Below are 22,363 nucleotides of genomic sequence, written 5' to 3' on the forward strand. Positions count from 1 at the left end.
CGTCTCCTGTGATGTGCAGTTAACCGATGATCGGTTTGTCGCCGCCTGTGCGGCGCAGTATTGGCTTGACCAGACGTTTCGAACTCGGCACCGGCTTGGGCGGCACCGGGGGGGCAGCCGGCCGCGACTCAACAGGTCGCTCCGTGCGCGGCTCTGCTGCTTGAACCCGGACTTCCGGCGCGAGCTCCGGGGGGTGAGACTCGCGAGGTTCCGACACCGCCACGTTGGCCTCCGGCGCGCGCGGCCGTTCACGTTCCGGACGCCGTGCACCACGATCACGATCGCGCCCCCGACCCCGTTCCGGACGACCACCGCGACCGCGCTCAACGCCGGGACGGGGATGATATTCGCGTCGGGCCGACGGCTCCAGCTTCGGCAACATCTCCGCCAGTATGGGGGCGGTAGGGAGCTTGTGTCCGATGTAGGCCTCGATTTCAGGCAGCGAAAAAACATAGCGCTCGCAGGCGAAACTGACGGCATCGCCGCTGGCACCGGCGCGCGCGGTGCGGCCGATGCGATGCACGTAGTCTTCCGCGTTTTGCGGCATATCGAAATTGAATACGTGCGAAACATCGGGAATGTGCAGGCCACGCGCGGCCACGTCGGTCGCCACCAGCACCGGCAGCCGGCCTTCCATGAAATCGTGCAAGATCCGCAGGCGCTGGTTCTGCGGCACATCGCCCGACAGCACCGCGGCGTTCAGGCCATTACCTTTGAGCCAGGCAGAGATGGTTTCCGCCGCGTCCTTGGTGTTGGTGAACACCAGACTGCGGGTGGGGTCCTTTTGCCGCAGCAAATGTATCAGCAACGGAATCTTTTCCTCGATGGCAGTGTGGTACAGCACCTGCGTCACCTTGTCGGCGGTGCGCTTGTCCGGCTCGATGCTGATGAATTGGGGGTTGTTCATGTGCTCGTAGGCCAGCTCGGTGACGCGGTAGGAAAGCGTCGCTGAGAACAGCATGCTCAAGCGCTTGGAAGGCTCCGGCATGCGCCGTAATAGAAAGCGTATGTCCTTGATGAAACCGAGATCGAACATGCGGTCGGCCTCGTCGAGCACCAACACCTGCACCGCGAGCAGATCAAACACATGCTGTTTGAAATAATCGATGATGCGCCCGGGTGTGCCGATCAACACGTCCACACCCTCTTCCAGCATCTTGCGCTGCGAGTCGTAGCCGGTGCCGCCGTACACCAGGCCGAGCTTGAAGCCGGCGTGCCGGCCCAGCACCTCGGCGTCTTTGTGGATTTGCACCGCGAGTTCGCGCGTCGGCGCGAGCATGATCGCCCGCGGCTGGTTGGGCCGGCGGTTTTCCGCCGGGTGCAGCATCAAACGGTTAAAGGCGGCCAGCAGAAACGCCGCCGTCTTGCCGGTACCGGTTTGCGCCTGACCGGCGACATCCTGGCCCGCGAGCGCCAAAGGCAAGGCCTCGGCCTGGATAGGCGTGCAAAACTCGAAGCCAGCCTCGTGCACACCCCGCAACAGGGGTTCGGGCAGGTTCAGTCCGGCGAAGGACTTGTCAGTGAGATGGTGATCACTCATAAAACGGGACCGCAAGCATAACATTTTGATTGCCTATCGGCACTTTTAAGGGATGAATGTGGTTTGACTTGCATTTAAGGGCTTTTTCAGCCCAAACTATGGGTCTTCAACCCATTCATTCTGCCCGCGGCCAGCTGTTCGGCCGAATCCCATTTGAATACAGACGGAGGCGTTAGACACATGAGTCAAGGCATTGTAAACATCAGCGATGACAGCTTTGAGACGGAAGTGCTCAAGGCCGAGGTACCGGTGCTGGTGGACTACTGGGCGGAGTGGTGCGGACCGTGCAAGATCATTGCCCCGGTACTGCTGGAAATCGCCGAGGAGTACAAGGGCAAACTCAAAGTAGCCAAACTTAACATCGACGAAAACCCGCAGACGCCGCCCAAGTACGGTATCCGCGGCATACCGACCCTGATGCTGTTCAAGAATGGCAACGTCGAGGCCACCAAGGTGGGCGCGGTATCCAAATCGCAACTGGCGGCATTTATCGACGGCAATCTGTAAAGGCGGCACCGGCCCTCGGTACTGGACGAGGGCCGCAACTGGTGCTATCGTTTATTTGAAGTACAAAAATTCCAAGACGTTCCTTCTTCCAACTAACTCCTGATTATTCATTCCCCGGGCTTCACGGTGGGTCGGTAGCGCCCCCCAGTGTGTTCGGAAAGCGGTGACCACATGAACGCAAATTTGATGAATCTTTCTGAACTCAAGCGCAAGCCCGCGACAGAGCTTGCCGAAATGGCCGCGGCTCTGGAAGTGGAAGGCGGCGGCCGGCTGCGCAAACAGGACCTGATCTTCGCGATCCTCAAGGCCCAGGCCAAGAAGGGCGAGGACATCATCGGCGAGGGCGTGGTCGAAATCCTGCAGGACGGTTTTGGCTTCCTGCGATCGGCGGATGCCTCTTACCTCGCCGGGCCCGACGACATATACGTTTCGCCTTCGCAAATCCGGCGCTTCAACCTGCGCACCGGAGACACCGTAAAAGGCAACATCCGCCCGCCGAAAGAATCCGAACGCTACTTCGCCCTGCTCAAGGTCGATGAGATTAATTTCCAGAATCCGGACGAAGCCAAAAACAAGGTTCTGTTTGAAAACCTGACGCCGCTGCATGCGAATTCCCGCTTCACGCTCGAACGCGACAATTCCTCGACCGAGAACCTCACGGCACGCGTGATCGACCTGATCGCACCCATTGGCCGGGGCCAGCGCGGACTTCTGGTATCGCCTCCCAAGGCCGGTAAAACCGTGATGCTGCAGAACATCGCCCACGCGATTACCGCCAATCATCCCGACGTGTACCTGATCGTGCTGCTCATCGACGAGCGCCCGGAAGAAGTGACAGAAATGCAGCGCTCGGTGCGCGGCGAGGTCATCTCGTCCACCTTCGACGAACCGGCCAGCCGCCACGTGCAGGTCGCCGAAATGGTGATCGAGAAGGCCAAGCGCCTGGTCGAACACAAAAAAGACGTCGTGATCCTGCTCGACTCCATCACCCGCCTGGCCCGTGCCTACAACACCGTGGTTCCGGCATCAGGCAAAGTTTTAACGGGTGGTGTGGACGCCAATGCGCTGCAACGGCCGAAAAGATTTTTCGGCGCAGCGCGTAACATCGAGGAAGGCGGCAGCCTGACGATCATCGCCACGGCCCTGATCGACACCGGCTCCAAAATGGACGATGTGATTTACGAAGAGTTCAAGGGCACCGGCAACATGGAAATCCATCTAGACCGGCGTCTGGCGGAAAAGCGCTCCTACCCCTCGATCAATATCAACCGTTCCGGCACCCGCCGCGAAGAATTGCTGCTGGCACCGGAAGAGCTGCAAAAGATCTGGATCCTGCGCAAGCTGCTGCATCAGATGGATGAACTCGAGGCCTCGGAATTCCTGCTGGAAAAGCTGCGCGCGACCAAAAATAACGGCGAATTCTTCGACTCCATGAAGCGCTAAACGAGACTTCCCTGTCTTAGCGCCCTCGATTTCGTCCGGAAATCGAAGCGCTAAACGCGCAGCTTGCCCAAGCTCTTGATTCCGCTTAGAATGCCCGCCCTTTCAAGGTGCGCCCGGGCAACGCAGGGCGGAAATCCAGTGAGATCAATGAAATGAAAGAAGGCATCCATCCCGCTTACAAGGAAATCACGGTCAATTGCAGCTGTGGCAACACGTTCGCGACCCGTTCCACCCACGCTGAAGACCTGCACTTGGAAGTGTGCTCCGTGTGCCATCCGTTCTACACCGGCAAACAGAAACTGGTGGACACTGGCGGGCGCGTCGAGAAGTTCCGCCAGAAGTACGGCATGAAAAAATAACACTCGTGCTTCCGATGAGTTTGAAGAAGGCGCTCCGAGTGAGCGCCTTTTTGTTTTCTGGCATCCTAGTCTCAACGGCTTCTGTTGCCGACGAAACAGTCGCGGTCCGGCATGTGCTCGACGGTGACAGTTTCGTCCTCGCCGATGACCGGCAAGTTCGGCTGATCGGTATCAACGCTCCCGAGTTTGGAAAAGACGGCGCGCCTAACCAGCCACTGGCCAGGACGGCGCGCGAGCGCCTCGTCAACCTTATCGAAAAAAAGCGCGTGGCACTCGTGTTCGAACAGGAACGTCAGGACCACTATGGTCGCCTGCTGGCGCGTGTCCGGCTGGCGGATGGCAGCGACGCCGGAGAGCGATTGTTGCGTGAGGGCCTGGCGTGGGCGATCGCGATTCCGCCCAACCTGGAAAAGCTGTCTGCCAATTTAGCCGCCGAGAACGAAGCGCGTGCCGCGCTCCGGGGCGTGTGGAACGAACCTGCCTATACGCCAAAACCAGCTGATAGCCTGACGCGGCGCGACACCGGATTTCTGCTCATCGAGGGCAAGATTCTGCGGCACGGCCAGGGACGGCACCTGATGTACTTTGATCTATCGCCGAACCTGACACTGACCGTGCCGCGCGCGGACTGGAATAAATACTTTACCGGCAAACCTTCCGTATGGGTCGGCCGCCGCATTATCGCGCGCGGTTGGGTCACCGAGTCCAAGGGCCGGCTGCGCCTGCGTGTGGCACACCCGGCCATGCTAACATGGCGCGATTAAGCCGATGCGTAACCGTGTCATCCACCACTTACTCGTTCCCCTGCTGCTGACCGTCACGGCAGCAGGTTTCACCGCTGGCTGCGCCACCAACCCCGTCACTGGCACGCCGGATCTCGTGTTCATGACCGAGGCCAAGGAGATTCAGCTCGGGGACAGTTACGACAGCAAGGTCAAGCAACAATACAACGTCTACCCCAACCCGGAACTCCAGGCCTACGTCCAGGGGATCGGGGAGAAACTGGGAGCGCAGAGCCACCGCCCGCACCTTAAGTATCACTTCACCGTGCTCGACAGTCCGGAGGTCAACGCCTTCGCGCTGCCGGGTGGCCATATCTACATCACCCGCGGCATACTCGCTTATATCAACTCCGAGGCCGAACTTGCCGCCGTGCTGGGTCACGAGATCGGCCATGTCACGGCCCGTCACGGCGTGCGCCAACATTCCGCCGCTACCGCCACCGGCGTGGTGGGGGCCATCGTGGGAGCCACCACCGGGATCCAGGGCACACAGGATTTATTCAATGTCTTTGGCAACGCCATGCTCTCGGGTTACGGTCGCGATCACGAACTGGAATCCGACCGCCTCGGCGCCCAGTACCTGGCGCGCACGGGATATGACCCGCAGGCGATGATCGGGGTCGTGGGCCTGCTCAAGAATCAGGAGGAATTCGAGAAAAAACGCGCCGAAGCCGAGAAGCGCCCACCACGCATTTATCACGGTGTCTTCGCCAGTCATCCCAGCGCCGACAAGCGATTGCAGGAAGTTGTCGCGGAAGCGGACAAGTTCAAAACGCTTTCAGCACCAGGCATCAAGCGCGAGGACTATCTCAATCGCATCGACAAACTGGCGTACGGTGACAGCGCCAAGGAAGGAATCCGGCGCGGTCGCATGTTCTACCACCGCGACCTCAACCTGGCATTAACCTTTCCCGAAGGATGGCACATCGAGAATTCCCCCCATGCCATTGTCAGCTGGACAGTCCAGAAAGAAGCCCTGGTGCTGGTCAGGAAAGTCGCCCTGCCTTCGGACAATACTGCCTCGCCGGAATCATTCCTGAAAAGCCAGGTTAAACTTGGCGCCCAATTCAATGGCAGGCCGATACCGGATGTAAAATTGCCATCGGTCATGGGAACGGATCAGATGGCCGGCCCCTTTGGCAAACGCGAGACGCGTATCTCTGCCGTTCATTACGGGCAGAATGCCTATTTGTTCTTCGGCGCGGCCAAGGAGCCCACCACATTCACTCGCTTTGATCCCAATTTTATTGCCACCGCCGCTAGCCTGCGCCCCCTGAAGCCCGCGGAAAAGAACTTGGCCGAAGGCCAGCACCTGCGCCTGATGCGGACGCGGGCAGGTGAGACATTTTCCAGTCTGGCCAAAAAATCACCTCTGACCGAATACAGCGAATCCACTCTGCGCCTGATCAACGACAAATTCCCGGACGGCGAACCGGTCGCGGGTGAACTCATCAAGATCATCGAATAGACAAGATCTATTGCAGGACAAACGGGCGTTAGCAAGCCGGCTACAATCAGTTTATGACGAATGACAAGAAACAGGCGGCGCTCGATTATCACGCGCTGCCCACGCCGGGCAAGATCGCCGTGGTGCCGACCAAGCCATGCGAAACCCAGGAGCATCTCTCGCTCGCCTATACACCAGGCGTGGCCGAGCCGGTGCGCGAGATCGCCAGGGATCCCGAGGCCGCCTACCGCTACACCAACAAGGGCAACCTGGTGGCGGTCATCAGCGATGGCAGCGCCATTCTGGGCCTGGGCAACCGCGGCGCGCTCGCGAGCAAACCCGTGCTCGAGGGCAAGGCAGTACTATTCAAGCGCTTCGCCAACATTGACGTATTCGACATCGAGATCGACGCGCCCGACCGCGACAGCTTCATCAACACCGTGGCCAACATCGCGCCGACTTTCGGCGGCATCAATCTTGAAGACATCGCCGCGCCCGAGTGTTTCCTGATCGAGGAGATGTTGCGCGCACGCCTCGACATCCCGGTGTTCCACGACGATCAGCACGCCACCGCCGTGATCGTCAGCGCCGGCCTGTTGAATGCCCTCGAACTCCAGGGGAAAAATCTGCCCGAGGCGCGCATCGTGCTGCTGGGCGCGGGCGCCGCGGGACTGGCGACGATGCAGCTATTGATCACGCTCGGCGCCAAACGCGAGAACATGCTGCTGCTCGACAGTCAGGGCGTGATTCACCCCGGCCGACCGGATCTCAATATTTACAAGCGCCGCTATGCCCAGGTCACTGACAAGCGCGCCCTCGCCGATTCCATGCAGGACGCAGACGTTTTCATTGGCGTCTCGGGCCCCAACCTGGTCTCGCCCGAGATGGTGGTATCCATGGCGCCGAAACCGGTGGTGTTCGCGCTGGCCAATCCTGATCCGGAAATCAGCCCTGAGGTGGCGACTGGTGTCCGCGCTGATCTCATCATGGCCACCGGCCGCTCGGATTACCCCAACCAGGTGAATAATGTGCTCGTCTTTCCCTATCTCTTTCGTGGCGCGCTCGACGTGCATGCCAGCTCCATTTCGCGCGCCATGCTCAGGGGCGCGGTACAGGCCTTGGCGAAACTCGCGCACGAGCCAGTACCTGCGGAGGTATTGCGCGCCTATGGTCTCAAACACCTGGAATACGGCCGGGATTACATCATTCCCAAACCCCTCGATCCGCGCCTGATCAAAACCGTCCCGCCAGCCGTGGCCAAAGCCGCGGTTGATTCGGGCGTAGCGCGCGCGGGATACCCGGCCCATTACCCGAGCCCGGAAAAATGATCTTCCACGCCGGACAGGTTTTCTGTCCGGCTATACTGGCTATTGATGTGTGCTGGATTGGTCTTAATCCAAGGGCAAGGAGTCCTTAATGATGAAGAAAAATCACAACCTGCATATTCTTCCATTCGGTCTTGCGCTTCTAATCTCTCAACCAGTTCTCGCGCGTGAGCTTCTTGATCAAGAAAAAGAAATAATAGCAAATGTTGTAAAAGACGAATTGCTAGACTCCGAATCGGCGAAGTTTAGATGGGTTCCGCTTCCGAAATATGGAATCGAAGTGTATTGTGGCTTGGTTAATTCAAAAAACAGTTTTGGTGGATATGCTGGTTGGGCGCCATATGTTGTCTCTCCCGTATGGTTTAAACAAACAATGAAAGGAGCGTCTGTAATCGGAGTAGGAACTAGCAATGATGATTCTCCAGCTACAATCGCTGTTATGGCAACTTGCGCGAAGCACGGCTATACCGAACTCTTCCTTGCCAAATGAGTCTGCTTTATGTCCACATCATTGCAAATACTTCACTGCGTTCACAAGTGTTTACTCTTTTAGGCACGAGTAGATTTGGCGACAGCTACTGACTAACTCAATGTCACGAATTGAGAAAAAATTATACATGCCAAACACAGATACCTTCAGAGCCGCTCTCTGCGAGATATTCAAAGTGGCGAATAAATATGGGATTCGTGAAGTTACTATCGTCTCTGGCGATTTACATCGCAAACTTGGCGGCTATCCTGGCTCCACACATAGAATGCCTGTGTGCTGTGAGGTAATGAAACAGCTGATGAAAGCTAATGATGAAATTGTGTTCGAGCCACCCCGTGGTAAAGGAGCTACCCTTTCCATTCGTTACAAGTTGCCGAGATAACTTCGGAAGATAGAGTTAAGTCAAAACCAAGGGAACAGTCATGAAAAAAATCACCATTGTCGGCGCCGGACGCGTGGGCGAATCCACCGCACACAACCTCGCCAAGAATGAGACTTGCAGCGAGATCCTGCTGATCGATATCAAGGAAGGCGTGCCGCAGGGAACAGCGCTCGACATCCAGGAATCCGCGCCGATCTACAATTTTGATACCAAGCTCGCCGGCTCGAATGATTTAAAGGACATGGCCGGTTCGGAAATGGTGGTCATTACCGCCGGTGTCCCGCGGAAACCGGGGATGTCGCGTTCGGACGTGCTCGATACCAACCTCGCCGTTCTCAACGAGATCGTGGACACGGCCATCAAGCATGCCCCCCAGGCCTTGCTGCTGGTGGTCACGAATCCTGTGGACGTGCTGACCTACGCCGCATGGAAACGCTCGGGCTTCGAACGACGACGTGTCTTCGGCATGGCCGGCGTGCTCGATTCCGCGCGCATGGCCAGTTTCGTGGCCATGGAGACCGGCTATTCGGTCAGGGACATCAATGCCATGGTGCTCGGCGGCCACGGCGACAGCATGGTACCGATGACACGCTTCACCACCATTAACGGTATTCCCATCGAGCATTTTTTATCGAAGGAAAAAATCGAAAAGATCGTCAAGCGCACACGCGAGGGTGGCGCGGAAATCCTGAGCCTGCGCAAGACCGCCAGCGCCTATGACGCGCCGGCCGCGTCCATTGCTTTCATGATCGACGCCATCAGCCGCAACCGCCGGCATATCCTGCCGGCGGTGGCCGTGCTCGACGGCGAGTACGGGCTCACGGATATCTGCATGGGCGTGCCGGTGGTGTTCGGCGAACAGGGGATGCAGAAGGTCATCGAACTGCCGCTGAACGCGCAGGAGGCCGCCGAGTTCAAGCGCTCGGCTGAATCCGTCCGTGAAGATCTGGTTAAACTTAAAAAATAGTGTCGCGCCCACCGTTACGTCAAACTTCCCGCACCACGGCGGAAGTCATCCGTGCGGTCACACGTCGCTTCCAACGCGCCAAACTCCATTATGGTCACGGCACCGAGACACCCCAGGATGAGGCCGCCTGGCTGGTGAGCCACGTGCTTCGGATAGCGCCGAACCGGCTTGCACAAAGGCTCGATAAGCCGGTCACTCCTTCCCGGATTAAAATCATCGACGCCCTCGCGTCGGAGCGCATCAAAACTCACAAACCACTGGCCTATCTGCTCAAGGAAGCGTGGTTTGCAGGACGTCCGTTCTACGTGGACGAGCGCGTGATCGTGCCGCGATCGCTCACGGGTGAGTTCATTCTCGAATGTTTTCAGCCCTGGATCGATGCCAAGCGTGTGAGTCGTATTCTGGACCTCTGCACCGGCAGCGGGTGCATGGCCATCGCCTGCGCCCAGGCCTTCCCGAAGGCGCGCGTCGAGGCCGCGGATGTTTCCATCGAGGCCCTGGCGGTGGCACGCCTCAACATCAAGCGCCACCGTCTCGGTCGGCGCGTGCAATTGCTGCGCTCCGACCTGTTCCAGGCGCTCAAGGGCAAGCGCTACGATGTCATCGCCACCAACCCGCCCTACGTCACACGCGCTGAGATGAAATCCCTGCCGCGCGAATACCGCTACGAACCGGAACTCGCCCTGATCTCCGGGCGCGACGGTCTGGATGCCATTAAGCGTATCCTGGCGGAAGCTCCAGAGCATCTGACCTTCGGTGGAATACTGGTCGGCGAAGTGGGTAACAGCGCAATTACACTACAGAAGAAATTCCCGTCCGTGCCATTCGTGTGGCTGACGACATCAACGGGAGACGAGAGCGTCTTTTTGCTGACGGCGGAGGAATTACAACGCCACCACGATGCCTTTACCCGGGCCGGCTGATAGTGTGAATCAACTCCCGACCAACCGGTAGAACCCACCCAGCATCGCGCTGTACACGACATGCGCCAGCAAGGTAATCAGCGGCGTCTGGCGACCATAATTCAACGCCATGAATCCCGGAGGCTTGAGGGCGCGCGCCGTTTCCGGGCGGGGGTTCGGGATTTCAGTCACCGTGGCCGGGGGCACATTCACCGTTGGCAGCGTACATGGCCTCAATTTCACGTGCAAAACGCTTTTCGATTTCTTTGCGTTTCAACTTCATCGTTGGCGTGAGCAGTCCGTTATCCACCGTCCAGGGATCGGAAATTTGTGCAAGACGACTAATGCGCACATAGCCGGGGAAATCATGGAGCTGGGCGTTGGCACGTTCGCACAGCTCCTTCTTATTCTTGGTAATTTTGCTCACTGCCAGCAAGCCCAGCTTGGGCCAGCCTTCGCCGACAACCATCACTTGCTCGAATGTCGCATCGCGCAAAATCGCCTGTTCGGCATCTGTCGGGGGAACCTTCTCACCGTTGGACAGGACGATGATGTCCTTGACGCGTCCAGTGATATAGACGTTGCCGCCGCGGATCGCGGCCAGATCGCCGGTGTGCAACCAGCCGTCCTTGTCGATCATGGCGGCCGTGGCTTCAGGATTGTTCCAATAGCCGAGCATCACGCAGGGTCCACGCGCCAGTAATTCACCCTTGTCGTCGCAGCGCAGCTCGACGCCCTCGATCGCGCGCCCCACGGAAGTGGGGTCGTTGTCGCTCATTCGATTGGCTGCCAGCACCGGTGAAGTTTCGGTAAGCCCGTATCCCTGAATGATCGGCAACCCAAGTCCGATGAACACCCGGGCGAGATGCGGAGAAAAAGCCGCGCCGCCGACGATGATCATGCGCATGCGCCCGCCGAGGCGTCGATAAAGTTTTTTCGCCACCAGCGTCTTTAACACCGGCCACAACAGTTTGTCCGTGAAGGTTGATTCGCCACGAAAACGACGCCAGCCGATTTCCGTGGCCTTTTCGAAGAGCTTGCGTTTGGGCGAGCCGGGCGGCATGGCCTCCTGCATCCGCGAATAAATGCGTTCGAAGATGCGTGGCACGCTGATAAGGCTCGTGGGTTGCTGCTCGCGCAAGTCATCCGCCAGCTGACTGATTGACCGCGCGTACACTGTCTGCGCCCCGGCCCAGATCGCGGCATAGTAGCCGCAGGTGCGCTCCAGCATGTGCGACAACGGCAGAAAAGAAAGAAATCGGTCTGACGGATAGGCCGGCAGCGCACGCATGGAGGCGAGAACGTTGCTCAGGATATTGCGGTGCGACAGCATCACGCCCTTGGAACGTCCGGTGGTGCCGGAGGTGTAAACGATGGTCATCAAATCATCCGCCACGGCCGGCGACCTCGGCGGCACGTCTGCGTCCGGTGGCAGCCAGCCGTTCAGGCTGACCACTTTCTTATCGGCCCCGCCAACGGCGCTCAGGCACACCACGCGCTCAACCGATTTGGTCTGGCCGCGCACGGCCTCCCACATCTTCTCATCCTCGAGCAGCAGCAGGCGCACGCCGGCGTCGTTCAGACACCAGGCCATGTTGTCCGGCCGGTCATCGAAATACAGCGGCACCGTCACCAGTTGCAGGCTCAAGGCAGCCTGATCGAAACACACCCACTCCACGCGGTTGCGCAGGCACAGGGCAATGCGGTCGCCCGGCTTGAGGTGTTCGCGCGCCAGCGCCGCGCGCCAGCGCCCGACTTCCCGGCCGATGTCGCTCCAGTTCCAGTCGCGCCAGGACGAGCCCGTGAATTGACGATAGGCCGGCGCCTCCGGTGTCGCGTCGATGCGCCGGAGAAAAAGATCAAACAGGTTCGAATCTTTTGGCAGATCCATAAAATATCCTGTGCGTGGACGGCGAGGTTGAACCGTTGTCGCCATCAGTCAGATGCCCGTACAAATCCCTGTTGTTATTCTAGCTGCCGGTGCCGGGATGTGCGCAACAGATAGGCCGCCAGCGCCGGCAGCAACAGCAACGCCCCCAGCATGTTTGCCAGAAACATGAACGCCAGCAACAGGCCCATGTCGGCCTGAAACTTGAGCGTCGAAAAGGCCCAGCTGCCGACGCCCACGGTCATGGTCGCAGCGGTGAACAACACGGCCGTGCCACGCTGACGCAGCGCGTCATGATAAGCCTCGACCAGGGAGCAACCGCCGCGCGCCAGCTTGTCCTGCAGACGCTCATAGATATAGATACCGTAATCCACGCCGATTCCTGCCCCGAGCGCGATGACCGGCAGCGTCGAAACCTTGAGTCCGATGTCGAGCCAAGTCATTAACGCCTGGCACAGCGTTGTCGAAATACCGAGCGGGAGGACGATGCACAGTGTCCCGCGCCAGGAATGGAAGCTGAGCAGGCACAGCAGGATGATCGCGCCGAAGATCGAGGCGATCATGCTGATCTGCGCGGCGTCCACCGCCTCGTTGGTCGCGGCCATCACACCGACATTGCCGGAGGCCAGGCGGAAGCTCAGCTTGTCGCTGTCGTGCTCGCGCTTGAACTGCTTGATCGCGTCGATCACGTGCGTGATGGTCTCGCCCTCGTGGTTGCTCATGAACAGCATGATCTGCATAACGCTGCAATCGGTGTTGAGCAATCCGGTGCCGGTATCGATCGGCGTGACCGACTGGGCCAGCACGGTCGGATCGCGCGACAGTGCCCGCCACTTGAGACTGCCCTCGTTCCAGCCGGACGCGATGATCTTGGCCACGCCGGGCAGGGCCAGGACCGATTGCACACCTTCGACCTGGCGCAGGCGCCACTCAAAGCGGTCGATCAGATCCATGATTTCGAACTCAGTGCAGGCGCCGGCGGCATGGGCCTGGGCGATGACCGACAGCACATCCACGCCGATGGAAAAACGGCGGGTGATGGCCTCGACGTCCTGGTTGTAGCGTGAGTCAGCACGCAGCTCCGGCACGCCTTCACCGAGATCGCCGGTGCGCAGCGACAAAGACTGGTGCAAACCGGCGGCGAAAATCACCACCGCGATCACCAGGATCAGGGCGGCCGTACGCGGGCGGGCCGCATGCTTCAGCAAGATCCACAAGCGTTCGCCGCGCCGCTCCTGAAGTTGGCTGCGCTCGATCGCCGCTGCCGACATGCGCGTGTACGAGAGCAGCACCGGCAACAACAGCATGTTGGTGAGTATCATCACCGCGAGCCCCATGCTCGAGGTAATACCCAGTTCACGCACGATGTCGATATCGATGTGCAGGATTACGAGGAAGCCGAGGACGTCTGTCGTGAGCGCGACCACCCCCGGTACCAACAGACGCGCGAAGGCGTTACGTGCCGCGTTCAGCGGTGTGGCGCCGTTAACGGCGATCTCGTGACGCCAGGCGTTGCCCATCTGTACCGCGTGGCTCACGCCGATTGAGAAGATCAGAAACGGCACCAGGATCGACATCGGGTCGATACCGTAACCGAACAGCGGCAACAACCCGAGCAGCCACACCACCGGCACCATCGCGCAGGCCAGCGTGAGCAGGGTCAGGCGCCACGAGCCGCAGTAGAAAAAGAGCAGGAAACCAGTGATCAGGAACGCCACGGCAAAAAAACCGATCACGCTCACGGCGCCGTCGGCAATATCTCCCACCGCCTTGGCGAAACCGATGATGTGCACACCAATGCCGGCGGTTTCATGCTTGCCGCGCAGGATTTCCAGCTGTTCCGCCACGCGTCGGTAATTCAGGCGCTCGCCGCTGACCGGGTCGTACTCAAGGAGCTCGGCGCTGACCAGCGCGCCGCTGAAGTCGTTTGTGACCAGGCGGCCCACGTACCCGGACTTGAGAACGTTGCGGCGCACCTGCTCCAAATCAGTCTCTGTGCCCTGGAATCCCTGGGGAATGACATTGCCGCCGGCAAAGCCCTCCTCGACGATTTCAATGAAACGCACATTGGGCGTGAATAACGATGTGACCGTCGAGCGATCCACTCCGGGGAGGAAGAAGACATCATCCGTAACTTGCTTGAGCCGGGTGAAAAATTCTGTGTTAAAGATGTCACCCTGCGGCTGCACCAGCGCCACGATCACGCGATTCGCTCCGCCGAATGTCTTCTGGTGCTCGGTGAAGACCTGCATGTAAGGATGGTTGAGCGGGATCATCTTGTTGAACCCGGCGTCCACGCGCAGGTTTGTGCCCGAATAGGCCAGTAACAAGGTCACCACGGCGAAGATTCCCAGCAGCACACGCCGCTGCCTGAACATCCCGTGTCCAAAATTTTCAATTATCCGGGTGAGTGAGCGGTGCATGAATTAGCGTGACTCTTCTTCGCTGCGCGACAGAACCGCAACGCCGCGCTCCCCCACCAGCACGAGCGCGCCACCGCTGGCCGCCACCGCGGCAAATGCCTGCCGCAGATCGTGCTGACGGGCAGTAAATTGCCGGCCTCCGTCATGACTGGTGAGCACCCTGGCGTCATTGCCCACCAACACAATGCTGCCATTGGTCAGTACGGAACCGCCCTGCAAGGTCGTCTCGCCATGAGTGGTGATCGGAAGCCAGCGTTTGCCGCCATCGGGCGATCGGAAGGCCTTGCCGCGTAACCCGAAGATCAGCGGATTGCCGTCCGGCAGCCGCAGCACGCCGAAAAAAGAACCCGGGTAGGGCGAAGGCAGTTTGCGCCAGTGGCGACCGGCGTCGTCCGATCGCAGCAACGTTCCGGCTTCACCCGCCACATAGATACGCCCCCCCGGACCACCGGCGATGGCATTGAGGTGCATGTCCTCCGGCAATAGTGTCCGGCGCTGCCAGCGCTGTCCGCCGTCATGCGTCTCCAGCGCCAGGCCGTAGGCGCCGACCGCAAATCCGTGCTGGAGATTCTCGAACCAGACATCAAGCAGCGGTTTGCGTTCCTCCGGTGACTGATGCATCAGCGCCCAAGTCTTGCCACCGTCTTCGGTGCGCAGGATCACAGCGTCGTGACCGACGGCCCAGCCATGCCGGTCATCGTGGAAATAGACGGCGGTGAGCGTGGCCTGACCCGGGGCCGAGGCGGATGACCAGTTCTTGCCCTCGTCGAACGAGAGCAGAATACGGCCACGCTCTCCCACCGCTACCAGCCGCGGGCCGGCGGGCGCGACATCAAGTAGAAGCTGATGGATTGTTGCAGCAGGCAAGGAAGGAGGGGACGCGGCATCCGTGATTGCAGGCAACGAGACCCACAACAAGGTCACAGCAGCACTGCAGCCGAACGATCTGATCAGCGACCGCATCGAAATTCCTTTGCGGCCGTTGGCATGGCGTCTATTACGCGCCTCGTCCATTCTGTCGAGGATCGCGCGTATCCTGGGGGTGCTCAGCGCGTACCGAGATTGCGCAGGTTGGCCGGCGTGAAATCCGCCGCCGAACGGCGAATGGGCTGATAAACCTTGGACTCCTCGTTGCGCAATCCCATGGCAATATAGCGGCCCGATTGCAGGTCAGAATGCACCTCGACCGTGCCGTAATACATCGGGACATCATAAAAATTCATCGAGTGCTGTTCGGAAACACGCCACAGCTGGTCGCGCGCATCGTATTTGTCAGTCACCACAATCGCCCAACTGTCCTCGTCGATATAGAAAGTGCGGCGCTTGTAGATATGGCTCGCCCCCGGCTTCAGGGTCGCCTCGACAACCCACACGCGGTGGAGTTCGTAACGCGTGTGCTCGGGATTGATATGTCCGGGCTTGAGGATGTCGGCGTACTTGAGCGTATTGCTGCCGAGCTTGTAGGAATTGTACGGGATGTACATTTCCTGCTTGCCCACGAGCTTCCAGTCGTAGCGGTCGGTGGCGCCGTTGTACATGCCGAAGTCATCGCTGGTGCGCAAACCGTCAGCAGCCGTTCCGGGGTTGTCATAGGCCACGTTCGGTGCCAAGCGTACACGCCGCTGACCCGGGTTGTAGATCCAGGCACTGCGCGGCTGCTTCACTTGATCCACCGTTTCGTGCACCAGCAGCACCTGACCGGCGAGGCGGGCCGGGGCCGTAACGATCTGGAGAAAATTGGTGAGCTTGTTGGGTTCGCGCTCGGCGGCGGGTTTGCTGACATTGCTGTAGGAAAAATCGTATTCGTACTCAAAACGCACCAGTGTGTAGGCGCCATCGCGCGTCACCGCCGCCTGGTTCCAGGTCATGGCATAGGTGTCACCCTTGTAACGCAACAACACATTCCAGATCGTCTCGAGTCCGTCCTTAGGCACAGGGAAGGGAATGCCGGCGGTGGTGCCGGTCACGCCGTTGCCGCCGGCCGCAAGCTTGGCGGTACCGATGTTCGCGGCCGTGGCCTCGTAAACTGCTTTGGGATAGACCGCGCTGCGTTGCGTTGGGTAAACGTTCATTTTCCATGTTGGATACTTTTTCAGCAGCGCAATCTGGCCGGCTGAAAGCCTGTCCTTGTGTTGATCGGCATTGGCGGCATCAATGGTGAGCTTGGGTTTGTCGTCGGCATAGGGATCGGGATAATGCCCACCGGGCTTGAAACCGGTGACCGGAGTGGTCAGTCCCCCGTTCCAGGCCGGAATGGTGCCGGCACTGTTGGCGGCGGCCTGAGCGCCGAGCGGGGTCAGGTCCCGGCCCAACTCGGCGGTCGAGACAGTGGAAAAACAAAGTAACGTGGCGGTTGCCAGAATTACGGAAAGTTTGGTCTGCGTCATGATTGTTCTCCCGGATCTCGGTGCGGCCGGTTAGAAGGAGTAGCTCAGGCTGACCGCGAGGAAATCGCGATCCTTGAGCGGGTTGGCGCTGCTGGCGTAATCCGCGCTTTGGCCTGCAGGCACAGCGCCCGAATCGGTACCCGAGTAGGTCCGGCCACCCCAGAACCAGGTATAAGCAATGTCGGCCTGTAAGTTCTGACGATAGTTGAAACCGACCCCAAGCGTTCCGGCTTTGGCACCTTCGTTGAATGTAGCGCTTACGCCATCTACGTCATGCGTATAGGCAAGCCGCGGTGACACTGTGACGGCGCCTATTATGTTCGGATAATCGAGCCGACCCACGAGCCGGTAACCCCAGGAGCTGCGCGTGGCGTAGCCTTCCATGTTCGGCTGCGTGGAACCGGATGTCGTCGCGGTGCTGGACCCCACGGCCGGCAGGTACACGCCGGGGCCGGCAAAGAGCACGCCATCAGGTAAATCCTGGCGGTTGTAACCGGCTTCACCCACAACGACAAACTGCTCAGCACCAATGGTTGGGCCAAAGGCCTTGGTGCCGGTAAATTGCACTTGATGCATTTTTACACGCTGATAGCCGGTGATCTCGGTGCCGATGGGCACACTGGCGGCAGGGACTGTCCCACCGGTGAGCTGATTGGCCAACCCACCGGCGGCCAGGATGATTTCGGTAGTAGCAAGCTGCACCGGCTGGTTAGGGCGATAAGACCATTCGCCCTGCCAAGCAACCCCGCCGGCACCAAGCGTATTGAAACTCACACCATAGAGCTTGATGTCCTCAGGGTAATCCGCGAAATAGGTCGCCGGCGCCGTACAGAGTGCCCCGATGGCTCCGCCTGTCAGGATGTTACCGAAATTAGGCGTTAGACATCCACCGATGCCCGCGCTCGCCGCTACGGTGGCACCACCACGAAAAGCGCTGAGATACGGCGTGCGACTGTGATAACGCATGGCGTAAACACCAAACTCGGTATTATTCCATTCTGGCGCAAACAGGCGCATGGCCAATCCGAATTGACCACTGTCGCCAGGGTTACGATCTGCCGACCGTGGCGCCCAAACAGCCGCGGACTGGTTCGCGCCAGGAATAAAAGTTCCCGGGGCAAAGTGCTGATCCACACGCCGACCACTGCCAATGAAGACCTTGTCACCATCATCCGACAACGCATCGGTGGTGCTGAAGAAAGTGCCGCGAGGATCGATGCGGGTCTTGTCCCAGTTGGCGAGCACAACACCTTCAATCGTGATGCTGCTGTTTACTTCCTGCGAGGCCCACAACATGTTCGAAGGGGTCAGCCCCTCCTTGAATTCGGCGCCCGGCACACGCAACTTGGAGACGTCCACCGGATTGATGACGTTGATGCCGTTCAGGATGAACGTGCTCTCACCCCAGCTCACCACCTGACTGCCGAGGCGCAAGTTGAGATTGCGACCGCCCACATCGAAAGTGCCACGAACATACGCATCGAGCAGATCAGCTTCGTCCACTGTGCGGTCACGCGCCAAGGGTCCGAGGAAATTCTTGGTATCGTTGATCGGATCGAAGAAGTAGGTGCCGCGCAAGAACACCCCGTAGTTCTTGTATGTCAGATCGAAATCGTGCGTAGCCTTGACCGCCGAGTAGGCGACACCGCCTTCGTTGTAATTGAGATTGCCGTCATCCGAATTGACGTCGCGTGACGTCCCGCCATTGGTAATACCGATCAGCGACGGATCGCGATCCTGCATGCGCCACGTGGCGCCCAGTGAGAGAGTGGTGTCAAAACTTCCTTTGACCTCGCCTGATTCGCTTTCAAATGAAATGGCGTGGGCCGAACCGGTGGCCAACGCCATGAGCAGGGGAAATATCAGACGATCGGGGAAACGGGACGCAACACAAACGATGATGTTCATGATGGCTCTCCTGGATTACGTTCGCCCCCTTTTCACAGCGAGGGTTACGAAATGGGTGTTGCTACTGTTGGGCAAGGCGCAAGCGACTGGACAGGCTTATGTTTTTTTCCAACAGCGCCAATTTATGGTACCGAAAGAAAGGTATTTGAGAAAGTCGTTTCCGGGGCCTGGGCAGATTATTCGCTAGGGAGAGACGAAGATACAAAATGTTCAACAATCGAGAGAATCGCCCGACCGGGACCGAATCCGGGTAGTGACAGCGCCAAGGAGAAAGGGTGATTCTTGTAGTCCCCGGGCGGATTTCAGGCACTGCCGGGTTTCAGGAGATCAGGGTTGGACCAGCCGGCATCGGGATTGAAACGTGGGCCGTACTCTTGGGATAAACGGTGCAGGCTGTGGCTGATGCCCGTCACCCCCAGACTTTCGACATAGCGCATAGGCCCACCCAGGAAGGGGGCAAAACCGGTGCCGTACACCATGCCGGCATCCACGGCATCGGGTTCCACCACCACGCCCTCGCGCAGGCAGGCGACAGCCTCGTTGAGCAGGCGCAGAACCAGACGTTCCGTTACCGGAACATCCGCGGCGATTTTTTCTGGTGGCGGTGTCTGGCGCTTGCCACGCGCATCGTATTGGTAAAAACCCTGCCCGGACTTGCGGCCAAGATGGCCTTGTCCGACGAGCTCGCGCAGCCGCTCCGGCACATCGATGCGCAAGGGTCCGGCCAACTCTTCCGCCACCGACAGGCAGATATCGAGCCCAACCGTGTCCGCCAGCGTGATCGGACCCATGGGCATTCCGAACTCGGTGGCAGCGTTATCGATCGTCACCAGGCTCACGCCTTCCTCGGCCATTTTCACGGCCTCGAGGAGATAAGGCATAAGGATGCGATTGACGAGAAACCCCGGGCTACTTTTGACATCGAGTGGAAGACGTTCGATGGCACCGGTGAAGGCGCGCGCGCGTCCCAGCGCGGCTTCCGATGTTTGAGCGCCACGCACGATTTCCACCAGCTGCATTTTTGCCACCGGATTGAAGAAGTGCAGCCCGACCAGACGCGACGGATCCTTCAAGGCCTCACCGATCACTTCCAGCGGAATGCTCGAGGTGTTGGTGGCAAGCAAAGCCTGCGGACGGACCTTTTGCTCCACCGCGCGGAACAACTCCTGCTTGGGTCCGATCTTTTCCACGATGGCTTCGATAACGAGGTCGGCGCGCTTCAGCCCATGGCCTTCCAGATCCGGCATGAACCGGTCCATGGCTTCCTGCACCGCGCGCGGGTCCTTGAGCTTGGATTTGAAAAACCCGTGCGCCTTCTTGACCGCGCGCGCGAGTATCTCCGGCTCGCGATCTTGCAGACTGACACGGAAGCCCTTGTTTGCCGCCCAGATGGCGATATCCGCGCCCATCACGCCGGCGCCGATGACGTGCACGTGCTCGATATCATGAGCCTGTGCCTTGCCGTGACGCTTGAGCGCCTCGCCCAGCAGAAACACATGCACCAGATTGCGGCTGGTGCGTCCCACCAACAGTTCGCCGAGCGATTCCGCCTCCCGGTCTTCCCGGGCCTGATCACGCCACAGATCGAGAATGCGCCACGGCGCGGGATAATGATCGGGATGCGCCTTGCGCCGCACGCGCCCCGCCATCAACTTCACCACCCAGGAACGCAACGGTTTCCACGCGGGCACACGCTGATACCACGGTGCTTTCCGCGGCGGCGGATTCTGTTTCAGGAACGCCACGGCCGCGTTCATCAGGTGACGTTCCGGCACCAACTCATCGACCAGGCCGCGTCGACGCGCCTCGCGTGCGGACAGCGCGCGGCCGGTCAGCATCATGTCGAGCGCGGTCAGGTCGCCTACCAGCGGCGGCAGTCTCACCGTGCCCGCGAAACCCGGGTGGATGCCGAGACGCACTTCGGGCAGACCGAGACGTGTGCCGGGATCGTCGCGGGCAATGCGATAGGTGCAGGCCAACGCCAGCTCCAGCCCGCCACCCAGACAGAAACCGTGAATCACCGCGACCGAGGGATAGGGCAGGCTCTCCAGGCGCGAGAACACCTGCTGACCGAGCTGGGCCAACTCGGTCGCCTGCGCGGGGTCGTCTATTTTTTCGAACTCACGCACATCGGCGCCAGCGATGAAACCCGAGGCCTTGCCCGAACAGAGGATCACCCCCGCGAGCATTTTGGTTTCGAGTTCCTCGAGGTGTTTGTCGAATTCGTTCAGGACTTCCTGCGACAAGACATTGGCCGACTGACCCTGCACGTCGAGCGTCAACACGGCATGATCGCCCTGATAATCGAGTCGCCAATGACTCATGACTTTCCGCCCTCGGCCCGCAACAGCATGGCACCACCCTGCCCGCCGCCGATGCATAAAGTCGCGATACCCTGCCCGCCGCCCTGACGCCGCAACGCGTGCAGCAGGTGCAACACAATGCGCGCGCCGCTCGCGCCCACGGGATGGCCGTTGGCGATGGCGCCGCCCTCGGGGTTCAGGCGCTCCGGGTCCATGGCGCCAAGCGGCTTGTCCAGACCCAGTTTCTCACGCGCGTATTGCGCACTATCCCACGCCGCCTGGCACCCCAGAACCTGCGCGGCAAAGGCCTCATTCAGCTCCATCTGTTGCAAGTCGCGCATTTTCATCTTTTGACGCGCCAACAGTTGCGCGACCGCATGCGCCGGCCCGAGACCCATCTGGCTCGGGTCCACGCCGGCCCATTCATGATCCATCCACTCCCCGAGTACGGACAGTCCATGCTTCTTTACTGCTTCTTCGCTCGCGAGCAGCAACATGGCCGCGCCGTCGGTAACTTGCGAGCTGTTGCCGGAGGTCACCTGCCCATACTTTCGGTCGAACACCGGTCGAAGTTTTCCCAGCTGTTCAAGATCGGTGTCGCGGCGCAGGCCGGTGTCTTCGGTGAAAAAATTTTCCTTCGTGTCATACAACGTCTCGACTTCCACGTTCATGACGCCGGCATCGAACGCCGCCGCCAGCCGCTTGTGACTGTTGAGCGCGTACACGTCCTGACTTTCGCGTGTGATGCCGAAACGGTGCGCGACTATTTCCGCGGTTTGACCCATGGACAGTTTCACCAGCGGGTCGGTCAGACCCAGTAGCAGGGCATACACCGGTTTCAGGAGCGAGGGACGAAACCGCGCCAGGGCCACGAGACGATCCAGCGGGTTGCGCGCGCGCAGCATTTTCCCAAGCCAGCCGCTCATGGCGTTGTTCCACTGGATGGGCGCGCGGCTCATAGCCTCGGTACCACCGGCCAGCACGATGTGGGCGCGGCCGAGCAAGATGCGTTCAGCCGCCGAGGCCACTGACTGCAGGCCTGAGGCGCAATTGCGTTGCACCGTGTGCGCCGGCACGCGCTTGCCACAGCCGAGACGCAGTGCAATCAGGCGCGCGATATTGGCCTCGTCCGCCGCCGGGATGACGCAACCGACAATGACTTCATCAATCTGCGAGGCCGGAAAAGGCTGGCGCGCCAGCACCGGCCGCGCGCACGCGACCGCCAGGTCGGAGGCCGAAAACGGCCCCGGCTCGGTGCGCGCCTTCAGAAACGGCGTGCGGGCGCCATCGACGATGAAAACTCGGTTCAT

At 59.8% G+C, this 22,363-nt stretch carries 19 protein-coding genes; 10 read left to right on the top strand and 9 right to left on the bottom strand.

All coding sequences use genetic code 11. The features are described 5' to 3' along the window. Positions 1 to 19: 19 nt before the first annotated feature. Entirely contained in the window at positions 20 to 1,540 is a 1,521-nt protein-coding gene (gene rhlB / locus NUV55_RS11580; RefSeq protein WP_296673160.1) for an ATP-dependent RNA helicase RhlB, read from the bottom strand. Between the two features lie 180 nt (positions 1,541 to 1,720). Here rhlB and trxA point away from each other — a divergent pair, with 180 nt between their 5' ends. The 10 genes from trxA (at position 1,721) to prmB (ending at position 10,165) form a co-directional block, all read left to right on the top strand. Beyond that, positions 1,721 to 2,047 carry a thioredoxin TrxA gene (gene trxA, locus NUV55_RS11585; protein ID WP_296673163.1) on the top strand — a complete coding sequence of 109 codons (327 nt, stop codon included), beginning with the start codon at positions 1,721 to 1,723 and terminating at the stop codon, positions 2,045 to 2,047. A gap of 186 nt (positions 2,048 to 2,233) precedes the next feature. Beyond that, the gene (gene rho, locus NUV55_RS11590) at positions 2,234 to 3,490 is read left to right on the top strand and encodes a transcription termination factor Rho (protein WP_296673249.1); all 1,257 of its coding nucleotides are present in this window, start codon (positions 2,234 to 2,236) and stop codon (positions 3,488 to 3,490) included. Between the two features lie 152 nt (positions 3,491 to 3,642). Next, on the top strand, positions 3,643 to 3,849 hold the full coding sequence (rpmE, locus tag NUV55_RS11595) for a 50S ribosomal protein L31 (protein ID WP_296673164.1): 207 nt from the start codon (positions 3,643 to 3,645) through the stop codon (positions 3,847 to 3,849). A gap of 38 nt (positions 3,850 to 3,887) precedes the next feature. Further along, positions 3,888 to 4,613 carry a thermonuclease family protein gene (locus tag NUV55_RS11600; RefSeq protein WP_296673166.1) on the top strand — a complete coding sequence of 242 codons (726 nt, stop codon included), beginning with the start codon at positions 3,888 to 3,890 and terminating at the stop codon, positions 4,611 to 4,613. A gap of 4 nt (positions 4,614 to 4,617) precedes the next feature. Beyond that, positions 4,618 to 6,099, top strand: coding sequence for a M48 family metalloprotease (locus tag NUV55_RS11605; RefSeq protein WP_296673167.1), 1,482 nt, complete (start codon positions 4,618 to 4,620; stop codon positions 6,097 to 6,099). Positions 6,100 to 6,152: 53 nt separating this feature from the next. Continuing rightward, entirely contained in the window at positions 6,153 to 7,406 is a 1,254-nt protein-coding gene (locus NUV55_RS11610; RefSeq protein WP_296673168.1) for a malic enzyme-like NAD(P)-binding protein, read from the top strand. Between the two features lie 88 nt (positions 7,407 to 7,494). Continuing rightward, on the top strand, positions 7,495 to 7,893 hold the full coding sequence (locus NUV55_RS11615) for a hypothetical protein (RefSeq protein WP_296673169.1): 399 nt from the start codon (positions 7,495 to 7,497) through the stop codon (positions 7,891 to 7,893). 100 nt (positions 7,894 to 7,993) lie between these two features. Further along, the gene (locus NUV55_RS11620) at positions 7,994 to 8,275 is read left to right on the top strand and encodes a hypothetical protein (protein WP_296673171.1); all 282 of its coding nucleotides are present in this window, start codon (positions 7,994 to 7,996) and stop codon (positions 8,273 to 8,275) included. A gap of 40 nt (positions 8,276 to 8,315) precedes the next feature. Then, positions 8,316 to 9,242, top strand: coding sequence for a malate dehydrogenase (gene mdh, locus NUV55_RS11625; protein WP_296673172.1), 927 nt, complete (start codon positions 8,316 to 8,318; stop codon positions 9,240 to 9,242). Next, a complete protein-coding gene (gene prmB / locus NUV55_RS11630) occupies positions 9,242 to 10,165 on the top strand; it encodes a 50S ribosomal protein L3 N(5)-glutamine methyltransferase (protein WP_296673174.1) in 924 nt (307 codons plus the stop codon). The genes mdh and prmB overlap by 1 nt, the downstream gene beginning before the upstream one ends. Before the next feature lie 9 nt (positions 10,166 to 10,174). On the opposite strand, the gene NUV55_RS11635 is transcribed toward prmB, so the two are convergent. From NUV55_RS11635 to NUV55_RS11670, 8 genes are all read right to left on the bottom strand, one after another. Next, on the bottom strand, positions 10,175 to 10,336 hold the full coding sequence (locus NUV55_RS11635) for a hypothetical protein (protein ID WP_296673176.1): 162 nt from the start codon (positions 10,334 to 10,336) through the stop codon (positions 10,175 to 10,177). Continuing rightward, entirely contained in the window at positions 10,329 to 12,035 is a 1,707-nt protein-coding gene (locus NUV55_RS11640) for a long-chain fatty acid--CoA ligase (RefSeq protein WP_296673177.1), read from the bottom strand. The genes NUV55_RS11635 and NUV55_RS11640 overlap by 8 nt, the downstream gene beginning before the upstream one ends. Before the next feature lie 74 nt (positions 12,036 to 12,109). Further along, positions 12,110 to 14,410 carry an efflux RND transporter permease subunit gene (locus NUV55_RS11645; RefSeq protein ID WP_296673179.1) on the bottom strand — a complete coding sequence of 767 codons (2,301 nt, stop codon included), beginning with the start codon at positions 14,408 to 14,410 and terminating at the stop codon, positions 12,110 to 12,112. Positions 14,411 to 14,458: 48 nt separating this feature from the next. Continuing rightward, positions 14,459 to 15,322: a YCF48-related protein gene (locus NUV55_RS11650; protein ID WP_296673181.1), complete on the bottom strand. Its 864-nt coding sequence runs from the start codon at positions 15,320 to 15,322 to the stop codon at positions 14,459 to 14,461. A gap of 179 nt (positions 15,323 to 15,501) precedes the next feature. Continuing rightward, positions 15,502 to 16,842: a DUF1329 domain-containing protein gene (locus tag NUV55_RS11655; protein WP_296673183.1), complete on the bottom strand. Its 1,341-nt coding sequence runs from the start codon at positions 16,840 to 16,842 to the stop codon at positions 15,502 to 15,504. Between the two features lie 30 nt (positions 16,843 to 16,872). Continuing rightward, positions 16,873 to 18,750, bottom strand: coding sequence for a DUF1302 domain-containing protein (locus tag NUV55_RS11660; RefSeq protein ID WP_296673184.1), 1,878 nt, complete (start codon positions 18,748 to 18,750; stop codon positions 16,873 to 16,875). A 302-nt stretch (positions 18,751 to 19,052) separates the two neighbouring features. After that, the gene (locus NUV55_RS11665) at positions 19,053 to 21,074 is read right to left on the bottom strand and encodes a 3-hydroxyacyl-CoA dehydrogenase NAD-binding domain-containing protein (RefSeq protein ID WP_296673186.1); all 2,022 of its coding nucleotides are present in this window, start codon (positions 21,072 to 21,074) and stop codon (positions 19,053 to 19,055) included. Next, on the bottom strand, positions 21,071 to 22,363 hold the full coding sequence (locus NUV55_RS11670) for an acetyl-CoA C-acetyltransferase (RefSeq protein ID WP_296673188.1): 1,293 nt from the start codon (positions 22,361 to 22,363) through the stop codon (positions 21,071 to 21,073). Before NUV55_RS11670 ends, NUV55_RS11665 begins: the two co-directional genes overlap by 4 nt.

It is taken from the genome of Sulfuricaulis sp., from assembly GCF_024653915.1.
Lineage (GTDB): Bacteria > Pseudomonadota > Gammaproteobacteria > Acidiferrobacterales > Sulfurifustaceae > Sulfuricaulis.

Bases quoted from the DNA above. Each gene is read 5' to 3' on its own strand.
- NUV55_RS11615 (WP_296673169.1), top strand. From the start codon at position 7,495: ATGATGAAGAAAAATCACAACCTGCATATTCTTCCATTCGGTCTTGCG.
- trxA (WP_296673163.1), top strand. From the start codon at position 1,721: ATGAGTCAAGGCATTGTAAACATCAGCGATGACAGCTTTGAGACGGAA.
- NUV55_RS11605 (WP_296673167.1), top strand. From the start codon at position 4,618: ATGCGTAACCGTGTCATCCACCACTTACTCGTTCCCCTGCTGCTGACC.
- NUV55_RS11660 (WP_296673184.1), bottom strand. From the start codon at position 18,750: ATGAACATCATCGTTTGTGTTGCGTCCCGTTTCCCCGATCGTCTGATA.
- NUV55_RS11645 (WP_296673179.1), bottom strand. From the start codon at position 14,410: ATGTTCAGGCAGCGGCGTGTGCTGCTGGGAATCTTCGCCGTGGTGACC.
- mdh (WP_296673172.1), top strand. From the start codon at position 8,316: ATGAAAAAAATCACCATTGTCGGCGCCGGACGCGTGGGCGAATCCACC.
- rho (WP_296673249.1), top strand. From the start codon at position 2,234: ATGAATCTTTCTGAACTCAAGCGCAAGCCCGCGACAGAGCTTGCCGAA.
- rpmE (WP_296673164.1), top strand. From the start codon at position 3,643: ATGAAAGAAGGCATCCATCCCGCTTACAAGGAAATCACGGTCAATTGC.
- NUV55_RS11665 (WP_296673186.1), bottom strand. From the start codon at position 21,074: ATGAGTCATTGGCGACTCGATTATCAGGGCGATCATGCCGTGTTGACG.
- NUV55_RS11620 (WP_296673171.1), top strand. From the start codon at position 7,994: ATGTCACGAATTGAGAAAAAATTATACATGCCAAACACAGATACCTTC.
- NUV55_RS11640 (WP_296673177.1), bottom strand. From the start codon at position 12,035: ATGGATCTGCCAAAAGATTCGAACCTGTTTGATCTTTTTCTCCGGCGC.
- NUV55_RS11670 (WP_296673188.1), bottom strand. From the start codon at position 22,363: ATGAACCGAGTTTTCATCGTCGATGGCGCCCGCACGCCGTTTCTGAAG.
- NUV55_RS11610 (WP_296673168.1), top strand. From the start codon at position 6,153: ATGACGAATGACAAGAAACAGGCGGCGCTCGATTATCACGCGCTGCCC.
- NUV55_RS11655 (WP_296673183.1), bottom strand. From the start codon at position 16,842: ATGACGCAGACCAAACTTTCCGTAATTCTGGCAACCGCCACGTTACTT.
- rhlB (WP_296673160.1), bottom strand. From the start codon at position 1,540: ATGAGTGATCACCATCTCACTGACAAGTCCTTCGCCGGACTGAACCTG.